A 16,291-nucleotide genomic window follows, 5' to 3' on the forward strand; every position below is an offset into this window, starting at 1 on the left:
CTGCCTCCAAAAACTAAACACCCAAATGATTGCTCGCTCAATACTCTGCCTGGCCGTACTGGTCATTGCTTCGCCGGTCTTTGCGAAACCGCAAGAGTCCCAAACGTACAAGGGGAATTCAGGGGCTTTCTCAACGCCAGGCGAAGCCCTTGACCGTGTCCAGGGGGATCATTCGGACGAGATACCGATCGTGGTCGCACAAGGCGAGATGGACAAATTGATCGACTGCAAGGGCGGTGGTGCATGTCCTATTTCGGCTGCGTTGATCGCTTCGCAGGGAGTGCGGGTGATGGCGGGGTTGCCAGTTGATTCGCAGCCGCACCGGACTGCGCTTCGCGTGTTTCAAGACAAACCGGAGTTGCTGCTGGGGCGGATCAGCAACGATCGTATGGTGATCTTGTTAGCTTATCTATGTGAAGATCTGGACGAGACGCCAGTCGTGATCTCGACAGTTTCCGCGCCGAACAGTCCTCATGCGGCGCTGGGGCCGAAATGGTCCGAAACCGATGGACCAGACCTTACGACATCGCCTGGGGAGTTGAAAATTCTCGCTTACACAGTGACGACGGCCGACGGCACGGTTCGTGGGCGTCACTTTGTTCTGCTAAAGACGTACGAGGGCGGGCGTCTGAACTTCATTGACCCCGGCAAACCGCTGAAGAAACGAATGTTCGATTTGGAATATCGCGGTGTGCCGTCGGCTACCAAGCGTCAATTGTTCTTTCAAGTTCCTAACGGTTTGGACAAGTCGGGCCAGACCTACGAGCTGAACACGATCTTTTCGATTCGGTTGCTGGTCAACGATCCGAACGCTACGTCAGACAGCGAATCAAGGGTCGAAACGATGAAGATAAACATCGACAACCTCGCCGAACGTTTGCGGGCGAGCGGCGAGTTGACGTCGCCGATTGCGTGGCGGCGCGAAGGCGCGGTGTTCGGGTTGCCCGGCGTTGATCTGCCGGCCAGTGTCGATGGTGGAGGATACTCGGTCGCTGAATCACTCGAACTGTTCCGGCACGCGGGACGCATCAATTTGAATCTTCGTGATGTGGTGGGTGGAGCCCATGGTCGACCGCTGGCACAAGCCTCCACGCAGATCGCAGGGGAGGTACTGAACAAGCTGGTCACCGGCGAGGCTTACGTTGCTGTCTCGATTACCGAACCGTTGGCTGGGTCGAACCCAAAGGAGATGCAGAGCAAGGCAGTTCGTTACGAAGGCGGTTTTAAACTCACCGGACGCAAATTATGGAATGCTCGCTTGCGACAGGCGACTCACATCGTGCTCTACACGCAGGCGGCCAATGGAAAGGAAGGTGAATTTTCGGCATTCCTGATCCCGATAGATCATCCCGGACTAAAAATTGTCGACCGATACGCACATGGACTGACCGGAAATTCATTCGGCGGTCTCGAATTCGACGACATGTTCGTCAGCCAAGACCATCTGATCGGAAAAGACGGCGAGGGCTGGAAAATCTTCACCAGACACTTTCAGTACTGGCGATTGATGCAGGCCGCTGCGGCGATCGGGTGTGGCGAAGCAGCGCTAGACCAATTGGCTGATCGACTGAAAACACGTAATGCGTTTGGCGGTCCGATCGGCCGATTCAGTCACCTGCAACAACCGCTCGGTGAATACACCACCAAATTGCGAATGGCGTTGGCATTGGCACGAGAAGCAGCGAAGTTGCTTGATGACGGCAACTACAAGGCGGCTACCTCATTGATCGACGGCTTGAAAGCCGAGGGCGTTGAGATCGCATTGTCGGCTTGCGACACCGCCATGCGTGCTCATGGTGCGATGGGTTACAGCCGAGACGTTGACCTTGGTGACCGGGTTCGCGATCTGATGGGATTGCGAATTGCCGATGGGACGACCGATGTGATGCGAATGTCAGTCGTCAAGAATGTCTACGGTTCAGAGCTTTGGATCATGGCGGTCTACGGTATGTCCAGGAACGAAGAAACCGAAACTGAAATCGAAGCAGGGGCTCCTGTCACCTCTGAGGTCAGCAATGATGAGTAAGCCGTCGAGCAGCGTCTGGAACGTACGAGCTGATCGAAGCATCGTCGTTACAGTGCTCCTGGTCGGGATAGTGACCTCCACCGGTTGCGACAATGTGATCCCGCCACCACCTGATGAACGACACCGACCGAGGCCACCAATTGATGAAAGAATCGACACCGACGAACGCGACGGACGCCCAATCCCCGGCCCCGTCGAAAGTCACCGGTAGCCGTTGGAGTGTCGCCGCCGTCTTTCTAACCAACCTAGTGATTGCCGCGGCGGCTGGCTTCTTTGCTCACCGCGCGTGCGGAGACACCGGATGGCTGTTCGGTTGGTTGATCGGCGCGTCGCAATCAAGCGTCACCAACACGGTAGTGCCGCTGATTTTGGCTATCATCACCGGCACGGTTTTCACGCTTGTTGCCAAGGCTATCGAGAAGATACCGGCCGAACGCATTTGGTGGTCTTTGTTCGCGGTCGCAGCATTGTCATACCTGACAATGATCTTTGTTGGGCGAACCGTGGACGGGCTTCGCGAGGGCGTCGATGTCCGCATGGAAGCTGACAAGCAATCGAACACCAGCGACCAGAAATGATCGGCAGATCTTCGACAAGAGTTGAGCTGCCTTAGATCTAGACGTGCGACTTTGCCGAGAGCCCAACCTTCCACGTCTCTCACTTGCTGTTCTTGGCAGGCGACATTTTTGTAGCCCCAAGAGGTTACTGCGACCCCGCGGACCAAAAGAAAGCCGACTGGGGACAGAGCACTTTTCTGGGGTGCCTCGAAGAGACCGTGTTTCAAGTTGGCTTGTGGTTGTCTGCAAGGGGAGCGGTTCCGGAGCGGCGCCGAAGCGGCTTGATCCGGCCTACTTGCTGACACGAAATGATGACAGTTGGTGGATGGCACCAAAGGTTTCTTAGCAACGCGTGAACAGCAAGTGACGTTGTTAGCGGTGTGGCGCAAGCCGCCCGGTGAGGAACCGGAGGGCTCGCGCTCTTCCGCTATGTCACTTGTTGTTCACGACGTGCTTACTCGCGGGTGAAACGCAGCAGGTCGTAGGACTGGGCGGTTTTGCGGTCGGTTAGTTCCAACGGCCACCAGTCGTATTCGAGGTAGCGGTCAGTTTGCTTGGTGATGACATAAGCCTCTCCGCCTGATCGCAGTTTCTGCGCGGCGGTGACCATGAAGTGCTCGGCGATTCGGAAGTCGCCGTAGTACGGCGGGTTGAGCAACGCGATGTCGCAAGGCGGCACGTCCGGAAGCAATCCATCGTGGTTGACGATGGCGGTCAGGTTGGTGATCTGGTTTTGGGCTGCCGCTCGCTCGGTGCACTGGACGGCTCGCGAATTGCAATCGACAGCGTATGCGTGACCCGTTTGTGATCGCACGGCAGCCGCCATCGCGACGGCTCCATTGCCGCACCCCAGTTCCAGAACGGTGGAGCCATCGGGGATGGGGGCGTGCCGGATCATCGCCGCGGCAGCTCGGTCGACGGAGCGATGAGAGAACACCGACGGGCGGGAATGCACCGTCAGAATGCGATCGTCGACTCGGTGAGTGAATTCAGCGTCGAAGTTTTTGGGTTTGAATGTCTCGGAAGACTTTCGCACGGCATAGACGCGGCCGGTCGCATGATCGTGGCATCGAACCTTGGGCCCGAGAGCCTGCAACTGATTCAGCAGCCAAGTGTCTTTGGGTGAGTTGACCGCGGCGATCAGTTCACCACCGATCGCCAATCGTTGCCAGGATTGATGAATCAGGTTGCGATTCATCTCCGCTTCGCCGGTTTTCAAGACTGGCAGCAAAGCGAGGTCCCACGAGGTGTCAGGAAGATCGGGTTGGCAGATCACATGGACGTCTGCGGAGGTCGCTTCGCGAGCCTGTTCGGCTCGGTGCAGATCCACAAACCAGCTCGTGACTTTCGAACTTGGATCAGCGGCAATCAACGCATCGGCCGATTGTCCGCGTCCCGGTGACATCACGATCGCAGAAGCGGGGGATGTTCGGGAGGAAGAAGCCAAATGATCGATCAGCAGTTGTTCCGACGGCAGCGGAGGCAGGTCATTCACCGCCAACTCCAATTTGCAAGGTGACAGTTTCGTCCTCCAGTAGATTCACGGTTCGAATCCGAGCCCAGTCTTGGGTTTCGGCTTGAACGCGATGTGTGCCACGAAAGGCTCGGACGGTGGCGATGCCTTCGGCATCCGTTTGAACGGTTTGGTTGGTCCACCAGGTGTTGAGAATCCGTTCTTCCCAAACCTGACCGTTGGGTTTGATTGTCCAGTCCTCCCGGATCATGGCGCCGTGGGGACGCCACATGTCGCCTTCCCAAAAACCCCAGGTCGTGAACCCGGTGGTCGCAGGGTGAGCGAACACCAGCGTGAGAAAATCGCGAGTGAACTGGGCTTGGGTGGCTTCGTCACGGGAGTCGACGTCGAACTCGGTGATCTCAATGGGCAACTGGAACTGCGAGAGTTCGTTGAGGATTTTCCAGGCTTCGGGCATTGTGATCAGGTCGGATTGGAAGTGTCCTTGGACACCGATGCCTTCCACGGCCCCGCCGCTGTTCAAGATTTGTTCGATCTGCTGGATGTAAGTTGTGAGATGTTTGGATCGCTCGCTGCCACCGGTCATCAATCCATATTCGTTGATGAACCAGAGGGCCTCGGGTTGCGATCGCTGCCCCCGATTGAAGACGTCGGCGTAGTAGTCGCTTCCTAAGACATCGCCCACCAGCGACACATCGCGAAGTTCGTTGATCGCATCCCAGACTGCGATCGGCATGTCACGGGTGCGTTCCAGAGCGGCGTCCATCGCGGTTTCGATTTCGGCCTGGAATCGCGAGGGTTGATCGGCCAATTGCTTGACTCGATCGGGAATGAACTGCGGGTACAGTAGCAAGTGGTTCTTGATTTCAAAGCCGGCTTCGATCGCCCACTCGGCGGTCGCATCAGCTTTGACAACCCCGGCGGGACGATCCGTTCCCCAGTCCGCCCAGTAACGCGGCAGGGTGACACGGTTGAACCAACGCTTGGTTTGCTCACGAAATTTGGCGGCATCTTCGCCGGCATGAATGGGTGTGTTGCCGACGAACGTTCCGAATGCGTAGTCGTGCTCTTGCTGCTGGACGTGAACGGTTGCACCAGCGATCGGCTGACCAGCGGCGTCGACAACTCGAACGGTGAGGTCGCGTTTACGATGACGATCGATGCTGCGCTGAGCTTCGGTTCGCCAGGCATCGTTGTCCGCGCCTGGGTAGAGCAACCGCGTGAAGGGCAGACTGGCGTCGGGGACATTTCCCAACCCGATCAATTTCAGATCGCGAATTTCGAGGCGTTGCTTTTTCTCGGCGCACTGGATCGAGGCGTAGACACGATTGGCGTCGTATTTCCGTTTGGCTCGAAAGCAAATCCGAAACGGATGCCAGGTGTTGGGAACGTCGAAGGAGCGAAACCCGTTGGGGTCCTCGATCGGTTCCCAGGGATCGTTGGTCGCCATCGAAACATGGATGCTGCCCAGTCCATCCGTGTTAGACGGAAGTGCCCGCGCATCGAAGGAGACACAGAACACGTCGGACGCCGACACCGAGTTTGAGATCGGCTCGCACTGAACCTGTAGCGCCCAGGCTTCTTCTTGCAGGGCAGGGCAGTCGACCGTGATCAGGTTGTTTTGTCGGTCGATCGAGCCGGTGCCAGGCCGGACGTCCAATCGAAACTCGGCGGTGGGAACGAGTGTGATTCCCTCCGCCGAAGTTTGCGATTCTTGTGCGAACGCACGGATGAGCGTGGCCGGTGTCCCGAGTGAACTCAGGAGCAAAGCGATTGCCACAGGGGCCAGCCACCAACGCATGATCAAGCTCAATCTTGGATCTTGAGCAGGGCGTATTTGCGTTTGCCGCGGCGAAGAACCAAGACGGAGCGGCCGTCCAGGTCATCGGCGACCAAGCGTTTTTGCACGTCTTCGACGCGAGCGTTGTTGACGTACACGCCGCCTTCGGACAGCGCCCGGCGAGCGTCCCCGCCGCTGTTGCAGAGCTTCGCTGTTTGCAGTGCTTCGACAATCCACAAACCTTCGCCTTCGAGTGCCGACCGTGGCACGTCGCAGGAGGGAACGTCCGCAAAAATCTCTTGCAATTGGGCATCCGTGGTGTCGCCGATTTCGCCACCGAACAGAATCTGGGTGGCTCGTTGAGCCGATCGGACTCCGGTTTCGCCGTGAACCAATTCGGTCAGCCACTGAGCCAGTCGTTTCTGCGCGGTGCGTTGACCGGGATCGTTCTTGGTCTTGTCTTCGAGTTCGTCGTATTCGGCTCGCTCGATTTCGGTCAGGTAGGCCAGGCAGCGCATCACGTCTTCATCGGCGACATTGATCCAGTACTGGTAGAATGCGTAAGGGCTGGTCCGCTCGGGATCCAGCCACACGGCGCCGGATTCGGTCTTGCCCATCTTGCGACCGTCGCTGGTTGTCAGCAGAGGTGCCGTGATGCCGAACAATTGCTTGCCCAGCATGCGTCGGCCCAGGTCGATTCCGGCAGTGATGTTTCCCCATTGGTCGCTGCCACCGGCTTGGATGCGGCAGTCATGAGTCTGGGCCAGGTTCACGAAGTCGTAAGCCTGCAAGAGCATGTAGCTGAATTCGGTGTAGCTCAGGCCGGCCTCGCTTTCCAATCGACTGCGGACGGATTCTTTGCCCATCATCGCACCGACGGGAAAGTTCTTGCCGACGTCGCGAAGGAACTCGAGGTAAGAGTAATTCTTCATCCAGTCGAAGTTGTTCAGCAACTTGGCTGCGTTGTCGCCTTCGAAGTCGAGGAAGTGACGCATTTGAGCAGCGACACCATCGACGTTCTTTTGAAGTTGATCCGCCGACAGCAGATTGCGTTCTTCGCTTTTGCCGCTGGGGTCGCCGATCATTCCGGTGGCACCACCAACCAAGGCAATCGGATTGTGGCCGGCACGCTGGAAGCGACGCAGCATCATCAACTGCATCATGCCGCCGACGTGCAGCGAGGTTGCCGTGGGGTCGAACCCGATGTAGATCGTTTGCGGGCCGGAATTGAGCAGCTCGGCGATTCCGTTTTCATCGGTGGTTTGATTCAGCAAACCACGCCAGCGGAGATCTTCGATCAGTGAATTGGTGGCGTTGGAGGTGGTCATACGAATTCGCTTCGGCACTCGTTCAGGATCGCCTCCGCGATGCGGAGATCTTCGGGGAAGGTGATTTTCAAATTGTCAGCGGAACCAGTGACAAGCTGAACCGGGTGAGAGGTTCGCTCGACCAGTTGGGCATCGTCCGTGGCCATGCGGCCTCGATCGCGAGCGTAAGCTTGACAAATGACGTCGATCGCGAACACCTGGGGAGTCAACGCGACAAAAGTGTGGCGACGATCGACTGTTTCAGATCCATGGCTGGTGGCCCGCTTGAGGGTTCCCGAAACGGGGGCCGCCAGAATTGCCGCTCCGGTTTCAGCGGCCTTGGCGAAGACCCGGTCCAGGTCGACTTGGCGAACCAGCGGTCGAGCGGCGTCGTGGATCGCAACCAGTGTTTTCGTGGAGGGGCCGGTTGAATTTGATTCGGCCACGAATTTTTGCACTTGATCCAGCGCCGCACGAACGCTTTCGCTGCGTGTCGCGCCACCTCGAACCAAGTGGATTGGGACGGTGGAGGAGATTGCCGCGATTTGCTCGTGAAACGTGGCGTCGTCTTCCTCGGAGATTGCCAGCACGATTTGCCGGACGTCGCCACGATGTTGGAAGCGATCCACGGCGTGTTGCCAAAGCGGTTTGCCATCCAGGATCGCAAACAGCTTGTTGGACTGGCTGCCAAAGCGTTGCCCGCTGCCAGCAGCGGGCATGATCACAGAAACGGAAGCAGCGCAGTTCATAGAGCAGGATCGTTGATTAAACGCGGGCGACGGGGTGCTTCAGAGGCAACCAAGCCGCGTTGTCTTTGTGGCTGGCGACGCACTGTTGGATGAAGTACATGCCTTCGACGCCATCGTGAACGCTGGGGTACAGCGTCGTTTTGCGATCGATGGTGGCTCCTTCGGCGCGTTTGGCCATGTCGTCAAAGGCAGCGGCATAGACGTTTGCGAAGGCTTCGAAGAACGCTTCGGGGTGCCCCGATGGCAAGCGGCACGATGCCGCGGCGATGGGGTGCATGTAAGGCGCGTTCGGGTCTCGCGTGTAAATCTGATGAGCCTTGCCGTTTTGGCGGTAGTGCAGCTCATTCGGGTTTTCTTGACGCCATTTCAGCGAACCCTTGGTGCCGTCGATTTCGATTTCCACATCGTTTTCGCGGCCGTGGCTGATTTGCGAGGCGGTGACGGTTCCCAGAGCACCGTTTTCGTAGCGGATCACGGCGGTGCCGTAATCGTCCAGTTGGCGTCCTTCGACGAACGATTTCAGGCTGCAGCTGACCGTTTCTGGCAACACGCCGGTCATGAAGCGACCCAGGTTGTAGGCGTGCGTGGCGATGTCGCCGAAGGCACCCGCGGCACCGCTCTTGGACGGGTCGGTTCGCCAAGCGGCTTGCTTTTGGTCTTCGGCTTCCAGTTTGTCTCGCAGCCAGCCTTGGATGTACTGAACGCGGATCGCGTTGATCTCACCCAGTTCGCCGCCCAAGATCATTTCCCGAGCTTGGCGGACCAGAGGGTAACCGGTGTAGTTGTGTGTCAGAGCGAAGACGACATCCGAGTTTTCGACCGTCTTCAGCAATTGTTCGGCTTGGTCCAAGTCGAACGTCATCGGTTTGTCGCAGACGACGTTGAAACCGGCTTCGACGGCGGCCTTGGCAATTTCAAAGTGCGTGTGGTTGGGGGTGGTGACGCTGACGAAGTCGATCCGCTGGTCCTCGGGGAGCCGTGATTCGGCGTCCAACATGGCTTCGTAACTGCCGTAGGCTCGCGATTCATCGACCCCGTAACCGGGGGCGGATTGGCGGCTGCGTTCCGGGTTGCTGGAGAAGGCTCCGGCGACCAATTCGCTGCGATTGTCCAGTCCAGCAGCAACGGTGTGGACGCGACCGATGAACGATCCCAGGCCACCACCAACGATTCCCATGCGGAGTTTTCGGTTCAGGGGAGCATTGAGCGACATGATGATTTTCGCGAGAAACGTGGAAAGAGGCGGTCCAGGACACGAGATTCCAATCGTAAAGTTCTCAGCCGATGCGTACAATCACAGGCTGAATCAACTCCATTGTTCCCTTCCTCTGCCGCTAGCTGAGAAACGATTCATGAAAGACATTGCAGATTCCGCTCAATTGCCAGTCGTACCAACCGAATCAATGCGATGCTGCGGGAATCGCGGATGGATGGTCGGTGTGACGTTGGCAGCCGTCGGGGTGGCCATTTACTTCGCAGGTGTCGCCTCCGAAGCCCGCCGATCGGAAGAAACCCCTGCGGTGGCATCAAATTCTTCCAGCCTGAGCAATTGGCAAAACCTGCCGATTGCCAACGCAACCGCCGCGGTCAGCAGCGAAAAGTTCTCGCTGGCGACCGGTGCTGTCAGTGATCAAGCCGATGGATTGTTTGTGCTGGATCACAATTCGGGGCTGCTTCAGTGTTCGGTGATGTACCCGCGAGTCGGTCGTTTTGCGGCCACGTTCACGGGGAATGTCGCCGAGGCGTTGGGGACGGATGGCAAAGGTGGGAGTTACATCATGGCCACCGGACAAGCGGATTTTCCTCGCAGCAGCAGCAATCCAGTCGGTCGCTCGGTCATCTATGTCTTGGACACCGCGACGGGCAACTACGCCTGTTATGGCGTTCCCTTCAACGCACAGGCGATGAATTCCAATCGTCCTCAACAAGGTTTGCTGGTGTTGATTGGACAGGGGACTGCCAACCCTGTGATCGATCGCGACGATCTACGTTGAGCTGGAAACGGTTCTGTTGAACACACGCTCATCCGACACGCTGGGAAACTCCCACGATCGGTCCCGAGGGGACCAATCGTGGAGGGCTGCATCAGTTGCTGCCTTGATGATTGCCGGCATGGTGTTGGTGCTGGCAGGGATGGGGCGTCAGTTTTGGTGTGAGTGTGGTGCGTGGGTCCCGTGGTCCTGGGACATTTGGACCGCCCACAACTCACAGCACCTGATCGACCCGTATTTTTTCTCGCATGTTTTGCACGGCGTGTTGTTTTTCTGGGGGCTGCTGTGGGTGCCGCGGCTGAATCGAACGTGGCGTTTCTTGATCGCGGTGGGATTGGAGGTGAGTTGGGAGATTCTCGAGAACTCGCCACTGATCATTGAGCGTTACCGCGAAGCCACGATGGCGGTGGGGTACACCGGAGATTCGATCGCGAATTCGGTCACGGATGTGGCGGCCTGCATGCTGGGGTACTGGTTTTCGTCCCGGTTTGGTTGGCGTTGGTCGGTCGCTTTGTTCGTGCTCAGCGAGATCGTGATGTTGATCACGATTCGCGACAACTTGCTGCTCAACGTGCTGATGTTGGTCAGTCCGATTCCGGCGATCCAAGAGTGGCAGAGCGTCTGATTCGATCTTGCAGGCACCCTCCGCCGGATGGTATTGCGGAGCGTGAATGTTTGAGAATCGGCGTGTTGGACGCCGTTTTCATTGAAAATGACTGACTCCACGCCATGGAAGGCTGAATCAGGATGTCTGCTGGACGATTCCATTTGATCGCGTTGACGCTTGCCGTCAGTGCTTTGTGTTTAGGTTGGGACACTCGAACCTTCGCCGCGGAAGCGGAGTGGATTTGGGCGTCGGGGACGACCGCGGAGCAAGCGATCCCGCACGGTGAAACGTGCTGGTTCCGCAAATCTTTGAACCTCCGCCATCGCGGCGAGGCAATCATCGAGATCGCGGCTGACGATGCCTACGAGGTGCACGTCAACGGACGCAAAGTCGGTGAGGGCGAGTCTTACCGGCAGATGCAAGAGTTCGATATCAGTGACTACATCGAACCGGGACGCAATGTCGTTGCGGTGCAGGTGCAGAACACTCGTGGCGACACCGCCGCGCTCGTCGCTCGGGTGTCGATTCGGCCTGAGCTGGGCGAGAAATGGTTCACGTTCAGCTCCGACCGAACTTGGAAAACCAATCTGCAAGAAATTCCACTCTGGAACACCGCGGCTTACAACGATGGAGCCTGGCAATCAGCGGCGACCTTTGGCCCGCTTGGTGAAACCGCTCCATGGGACCGTGAACCCAGTGTGGAGGTCGAAGTCGCCAAGGAGAATTCCGAACGTTTTCAAATCCAGCGCGGCTTCGGTGTTCAGCGTTTGATCAACGACGAACAGGTCGGATCCGTCATCGCGATGGCGTTCGATGAATTCGGGCACGTGTTGCTTTCGCAGGAAGGCGGCCCGTTGTTGATCGTCACTGACCGTGACGACGATGGAGTCCCCGAAGACGTCCAAACGTATTGCGACCAAGTCGAATCCATCCAAGGCATTCTGCCACTCAACGGCGAAGTGTTTGTGACCGCCGATGGTCCCGATGGTTCAGCTCTTTATCGCTTGATCGATGAAGACCGAGATGGCGAACTGGAAACAGTCAAAACAATCGTCAAATTCAGTGGCAACGGTGGAGAGCATGGCCCTCACGGCTTGCGTCTGGGACCCGATGGCATGATTTATGTCTCGGTCGGAAGCTATGTCAAACCGATCGGGAAAACGGGCAGCGGCGAAACACTCAAAGATGTTTACGAAGGCGATTTGCTGCCTCGCTATGAAGATCCTGGCGGACACGGACACGGTGTGAAGGCTCCCGGTGGAACGATCATTCGGACCGACATCGAAGGCAAGGTCATCGAGCGTATCGCCGGTGGATTGCGAAACGCATACGACTTGGCTTTCCACCCGGAAGGCAACTTGTTTGTGCATGACGCGGACATGGAAGCCGACGTGGACACGCCGTGGTACCGTCCCACCGCCTTGATGGATGTGACCGAAGCGAGTGAATTCGGATGGCGACCGGGTTGGGCGAAGTGGCCTGAGTATTACATCGATCGACTGCCAAACGTGTTGGACACCGGGCGTGGCAGCCCCACCGGGATTGAGTGCTATGAGCACCACATGTTCCCGGTTCGCTACCACAACAGTTTGTTCATGGCGGATTGGTCCGAAGGTCGGATTCTGAACGTTCGCTTGAAACCCAATGGCAGCGGATTCCAAGCTGACAGCGAAGTGTTCTTGAAAGGGCAGCCGCTCAACGTCACCGACTTGGCCGTCGGTCCAGACGGGGCGTTGTATTTCTGCACAGGAGGCCGTGGGACCGCCGGCGGTGTTTACCGCGTCGTCTATCAAGGCAAAATTCCTGAGGCCATGAAGCAACTCGGCAGCGGCATCGCAGCTGCTGTTCGCCAGCCTCAGTTGGATGCGGCTTGGTCGCGTCAACGCATCGCCGCGATTCGTCGCGAACTGGGAAGCGATTGGGATCAACAGTTGGCGGGAGTCGCCTACAGCGATGAAAACCCACCGTCCTACCGCATTCGAGCGATGAACTTGATGCAGATGTACGGGCCCGTGCCCAGTGACGATTTGTTGATCGAGCTGTCCAAGGCCGAAAGTGAATTGGTGCGACGTCGCGCCGCGGTTCAGCTGGGGCTGAACCCGTCATCGCGAGCGAAGGCTCGTTTGAACGACATGCTCACCGACAGTGACTTGCGAGTCCGTCGCGCGGTTTGCGAAGCGATGCTGCGTAGCAATCAGATCCCAGATGATCCGCAGCCGTTGATCGACTTGCTGGCTCATGAGGACCGAGTTCTGTCCTACGTCGCTCGCCAAGTCTTGCAGCGCATTCCAACGGCGAAGTGGAAGGAAACCGTCATCCTTCACGAAGACACGCGGACCGCTTTGGTCGGCATGTTGGCACTGGTTGCCGCGGACACAAATAAGATGACCGGGTTGTTGGTGCTGAAGCGGACCAGCAACATGATGAAAGAGTTTTTGAGCGACAAGGACTTTGTCGACACGCTGCGTCTGTGCCAGGTCGCTCTGCATCGTTGCCACATCAAGGCCAACGATGTGCCTTGGTTGGCAAAGCAGATTGCCGACGAATTTCCTGCCGGCGATTCTCGCATGAATCATGAATTGATTCGTCTGGCGAGCTACCTGCAAGCCGAATCGTTGGTGCCTCGTGCGATGGAATATTTGGAATCTGATGCTCCGGAGCTGGACCGTGTTCTGGCTGCGATGTGCTTGCAGCGCATCGACCGTCAGTGGTCGGCTCGTGAACGGTTTGCATTGCTGAAGTTCTATGAAGGCATTGCTGGACGAGACAGCGAAGGCTCACTGCCGATGTACATGGTGGGTGTGACCCGTGATTTTGCGCGTCACCTTTCCGAAGACGACATCCAGGCGATCCTGGACGAAGGCAGTCGTTGGCGAAATTCTGCTCTTGGTGCTCTGTTTCAGTTGGAACGTCCGATCAGCGAGGCCACGGCAGAAAAACTACGCACGCTGGACGATGAGCTGACCAAGGAAGACAAGGTCGATGACGTTCATCGTCGCTTGCGAACGGGCATCATCGCGATGCTGGCAACCGCTCCTGACGACGCCTCGTCGGCTCACCTGCGAAAGATTTGGCGAACGGAGCCACAGCGTCGTGCGGTGGTGGCGATGGCGTTGGCGCAGAACCCTGAGGGAGAAAACTGGGACTACTTGGTTCGCAGTTTGAACGTCTTGGATGGTCCTGCTGCGAATGAAGTGGTCACGCGACTTCGCGCCGTTCCGATCGCCACCGATGATCCAATGGCATTGCGAGCATTGGTCCTGATGGGACTGCGAGCTGAAAAAGAAGGGACCACGTTTGAAAGTGTGGAGCAATTGCTTGAACACTGGACTGGAATGCAGCGGCCCGATGGTGCCAAGCAATCCATGGCTGCTTGGCAGCGTTGGTACGCCAAGTCCTTCCCTGACCGTCCTGCGGCCGAACTTCCGCGAGAAGAGGAGTCGCGTTGGGACTTCGAACAGTTGATCACTCACCTGGAGAGTGACGAAGGGCAGGGCGGTGACGCTCTTGCCGGGGCGGAGGTTTACGCCCGGGCTCAGTGTGCCAATTGTCACCGTGCTGGCAACCAAGGGACTGTGATCGGTCCGGACCTGACCAGTGTGGCACGACGATTCACCCGTCGCGAAATTCTCGAGTCGGTTCTGTACCCGTCGCACGTTGTGAGTGACCAATACGCCAGCAAAAAGGTGCTGACGCTCGATGGCGATGTTTACGTCGGCATGGTCAGCAAGGCTGGAAGCGATTTGCAGATTCGCGATTCCAAAAACCACGTGACAACCTTGGCTGAATCCGAAGTGGATTTGATTCAACCGAGCCAGTCGAGCATCATGCCGAGTGGTTTGTTGGACGAGTTGTCCTTGCAGGAGATCGCCAACTTGATGGCGTATCTCAACGATGCCAACCGGATCGAGGTTGCAACGCGACCGGAGTGAGTGGAGCGATTGGGTTCGCCTGGACTGCGAAATGTTTGGTGTTGACACCGCTTTGGACTGCGCAGGTTTCGTTCCTCGACTTCGCCCCAACGGGGCAGCCCTATGCCAGCCCAGGGCAACGCCCTGGGTTGTGGCGGGACCAAGATTACAAAGCCCCAACGGGGGCGGTCCTAGCGGGTTTTGGGGAGTCTTTCTTAGGGCCGCCCCGTTGGGGCTGGTGTCGGAATCTCCGTAACGAAACCCCAGGCGATGCCTGGGGCTATCTTAGAGCTGCCCCGTTGGGGCGTAGGACAGAATAAAAATCAACGTCGCATTTTCCGTGTCAATACCAACCTTTTCGCAGTCCAGCGTTAGGCCCGGTTGTGCGTGAAAACCGTGGCTAACGCCAACGGCTCAGATACACGATGACACCTGGGTGCATGCTTAGATCAGACGATCCAACAACGCTGTGGCCATTCCGAGGACCAGCATGAAACCGCACATGTCGGTCACCGTGGTCAGCAACGGGCCACTGGCAACGGCGGGGTCAAACCCAAGTCGTTTGAGCAGCAGTGGAACGGTGCCACCGATCGAGACCGCGATCAAAGTGTTTGCACACAACGCGATTCCCACGACCAGTCCGAGGTAAGGGTTGCCGTCCCAGACCACGGCGACAATCGCGACCAGCAGTCCGAGCACCGATCCGTTGATCAGGCCGACACTCATCTCTTGCAGCCACACGCGAAACATTTCGGCCGGGCGAACCAAGCCGAGTGAAAGCTCTCGCATGCTGACCGCGACGGCTTGGTTGCCGCTGCAACCACTCATGTCGCTGATGATTGGAAGGAACACGGCCAACGCGATCACTTTGGAAAGCGTGTCTTGATACAAGGCGATGACACCCGCCGCGCCGATGTTGAGCAGGATGTTGATGCTGAGCCAACTCAGTCGTCGTTTCGCTCTTTGCCAGAGCGGCATCGTTCGCAATTCTTCCCCGCCGATGATCCCCTGGCTTTTTAGGAAATCGTTTTCGGCGGCACGGGTCGATTCGTAGTCCACGGCGTTTCGGTGGACGACGCCCAGAAGTTTGTGGTTGTCATCGACGACGGGGACGCCCAAGAAGTGATGGGCGTCAAAGAAGTCACGCAGTTCATCCAGTGGCATGCTGGCGGTGACCGACAACGGATCGAGGATCATGATGTCCGCCACCGGGTCGGTGCGTTTGGCGAACAGCAGGTTCCGCATGGGCAGCACACCAACCAGTTTGTCGTTGTCGTCGGTCAGGTAGGCGTACTGAACGTCGTAGTCGCGAAACTCTTCGGCGTTTTCGGAGAGTGTCGTGATGACTTCGTGGACCAGGCTGCTCTGCTTGAAACGCAGGATCTCACGAACGAGCAGACCGCCGGCTTGGTCATCGCTGTAGGCGGCCAATTCTCGAACCGAGGCCGCATCCGCGGGCGGCATCGCCAGCAGAATGGATTCGGCTTGTTCGTCATCCAAGTCACCCAGCAAGTCAGCCTGTTCGTCGCTGGACATCTCTTGGACGATGGCCGCCGCATCTGCCGCATCCAGCGCGTCGACCAATTCGGCCGCTTGGGTCTCACTCAGGTGACGCAGGACTTCGGCGGCCTCTTCGGCGGGAAGCAAGGTCAGGACGGCGGTGTGATGCTCCTCGTCCAAACGGCTCAGAGCCAGGGCTTGGTCGTTCGCCGCTAGGCTGGAAAGGAAACCCTCCAGAGCTTCCGCGTCACCGGCTTCGGCGAGTTCTCCCAGTCGTTCCCATGGTCGCCAATCGGATGGCGGTCCGGTCTCGTTGGAATCGGCGGGCACGGTGCGGTCGGGGGAGGCGGGAGCATTCACGGGTGCAGAGGGCCGCTGGAAGGTGTAAA

Annotated in this window: 11 protein-coding genes; 5 read left to right on the forward strand and 6 right to left on the reverse strand. The window is 57.8% G+C overall.

Annotated elements, in window-relative coordinates:
• The first annotated feature begins 25 nt into the window (after positions 1–25).
• A complete protein-coding gene (locus PSR62_RS05380; protein ID WP_274406787.1) occupies positions 26–2,026 on the forward strand; it encodes an acyl-CoA dehydrogenase family protein in 2,001 nt (666 codons plus the stop codon).
• A 248-nt stretch (positions 2,027–2,274) separates the two neighbouring features.
• A complete protein-coding gene (locus PSR62_RS05385) occupies positions 2,275–2,604 on the forward strand; it encodes a hypothetical protein (RefSeq protein ID WP_274406788.1) in 330 nt (109 codons plus the stop codon).
• A gap of 433 nt (positions 2,605–3,037) precedes the next feature.
• Here PSR62_RS05385 and PSR62_RS05390 read toward each other — a convergent pair whose 3' ends face one another.
• The 5 genes from PSR62_RS05390 to PSR62_RS05410 are packed head-to-tail and all read right to left on the reverse strand — an operon-like array spanning position 3,038 to position 9,187.
• Positions 3,038–4,078, reverse strand: a complete 1,041-nt coding sequence (locus PSR62_RS05390) for a class I SAM-dependent methyltransferase (protein WP_274406789.1) — start codon at positions 4,076–4,078, stop codon at positions 3,038–3,040.
• Positions 4,071–5,858 carry an endo-1,4-beta-xylanase gene (locus tag PSR62_RS05395; RefSeq protein ID WP_274406790.1) on the reverse strand — a complete coding sequence of 596 codons (1,788 nt, stop codon included), beginning with the start codon at positions 5,856–5,858 and terminating at the stop codon, positions 4,071–4,073. The genes PSR62_RS05390 and PSR62_RS05395 overlap by 8 nt, the downstream gene beginning before the upstream one ends.
• 8 nt (positions 5,859–5,866) lie before the next feature.
• A complete protein-coding gene (gene tyrS / locus PSR62_RS05400; RefSeq protein ID WP_274406791.1) occupies positions 5,867–7,165 on the reverse strand; it encodes a tyrosine--tRNA ligase in 1,299 nt (432 codons plus the stop codon).
• Positions 7,162–7,893, reverse strand: a complete 732-nt coding sequence (ispD, locus tag PSR62_RS05405) for a 2-C-methyl-D-erythritol 4-phosphate cytidylyltransferase (protein WP_274406793.1) — start codon at positions 7,891–7,893, stop codon at positions 7,162–7,164. The genes tyrS and ispD overlap by 4 nt, the downstream gene beginning before the upstream one ends.
• A gap of 16 nt (positions 7,894–7,909) precedes the next feature.
• Complete coding sequence (locus tag PSR62_RS05410) at positions 7,910–9,187, reverse strand: Gfo/Idh/MocA family protein (protein WP_274406794.1); 1,278 nt, start codon at positions 9,185–9,187, stop codon at positions 7,910–7,912.
• Between the two features lie 58 nt (positions 9,188–9,245).
• Here PSR62_RS05410 and PSR62_RS05415 point away from each other — a divergent pair, with 58 nt between their 5' ends.
• The 3 genes from PSR62_RS05415 to PSR62_RS05425 all read left to right on the forward strand — a co-directional run bounded on the left by PSR62_RS05415 (position 9,246) and on the right by PSR62_RS05425 (position 14,423).
• Entirely contained in the window at positions 9,246–9,887 is a 642-nt protein-coding gene (locus PSR62_RS05415; RefSeq protein ID WP_274406795.1) for a hypothetical protein, read from the forward strand.
• A gap of 16 nt (positions 9,888–9,903) precedes the next feature.
• Positions 9,904–10,509: a DUF2585 family protein gene (locus PSR62_RS05420; protein ID WP_274406796.1), complete on the forward strand. Its 606-nt coding sequence runs from the start codon at positions 9,904–9,906 to the stop codon at positions 10,507–10,509.
• 122 nt (positions 10,510–10,631) lie between these two features.
• A complete protein-coding gene (locus PSR62_RS05425; RefSeq protein WP_274406797.1) occupies positions 10,632–14,423 on the forward strand; it encodes a DUF7133 domain-containing protein in 3,792 nt (1,263 codons plus the stop codon).
• Positions 14,424–14,846: 423 nt separating this feature from the next.
• On the opposite strand, the gene mgtE is transcribed toward PSR62_RS05425, so the two are convergent.
• Positions 14,847–16,262, reverse strand: a complete 1,416-nt coding sequence (mgtE, locus tag PSR62_RS05430) for a magnesium transporter (protein WP_274406798.1) — start codon at positions 16,260–16,262, stop codon at positions 14,847–14,849.
• Positions 16,263–16,291 lie beyond the last annotated feature (29 nt).

It is taken from the genome of Rhodopirellula sp. P2 (assembly GCF_028768465.1).
Classification (GTDB): domain Bacteria; phylum Planctomycetota; class Planctomycetia; order Pirellulales; family Pirellulaceae; genus Rhodopirellula.

Coding starts and splice junctions, on each gene's coding strand:
- PSR62_RS05395 (WP_274406790.1), bottom strand. CDS start 5,858: ATGCGTTGGTGGCTGGCCCCTGTGGCAATCGCTTTGCTCCTGAGTTCA.
- PSR62_RS05425 (WP_274406797.1), top strand. CDS start 10,632: ATGTCTGCTGGACGATTCCATTTGATCGCGTTGACGCTTGCCGTCAGT.
- PSR62_RS05380 (WP_274406787.1), top strand. CDS start 26: ATGATTGCTCGCTCAATACTCTGCCTGGCCGTACTGGTCATTGCTTCG.
- PSR62_RS05415 (WP_274406795.1), top strand. CDS start 9,246: ATGAAAGACATTGCAGATTCCGCTCAATTGCCAGTCGTACCAACCGAA.
- tyrS (WP_274406791.1), bottom strand. CDS start 7,165: ATGACCACCTCCAACGCCACCAATTCACTGATCGAAGATCTCCGCTGG.
- ispD (WP_274406793.1), bottom strand. CDS start 7,893: ATGAACTGCGCTGCTTCCGTTTCTGTGATCATGCCCGCTGCTGGCAGC.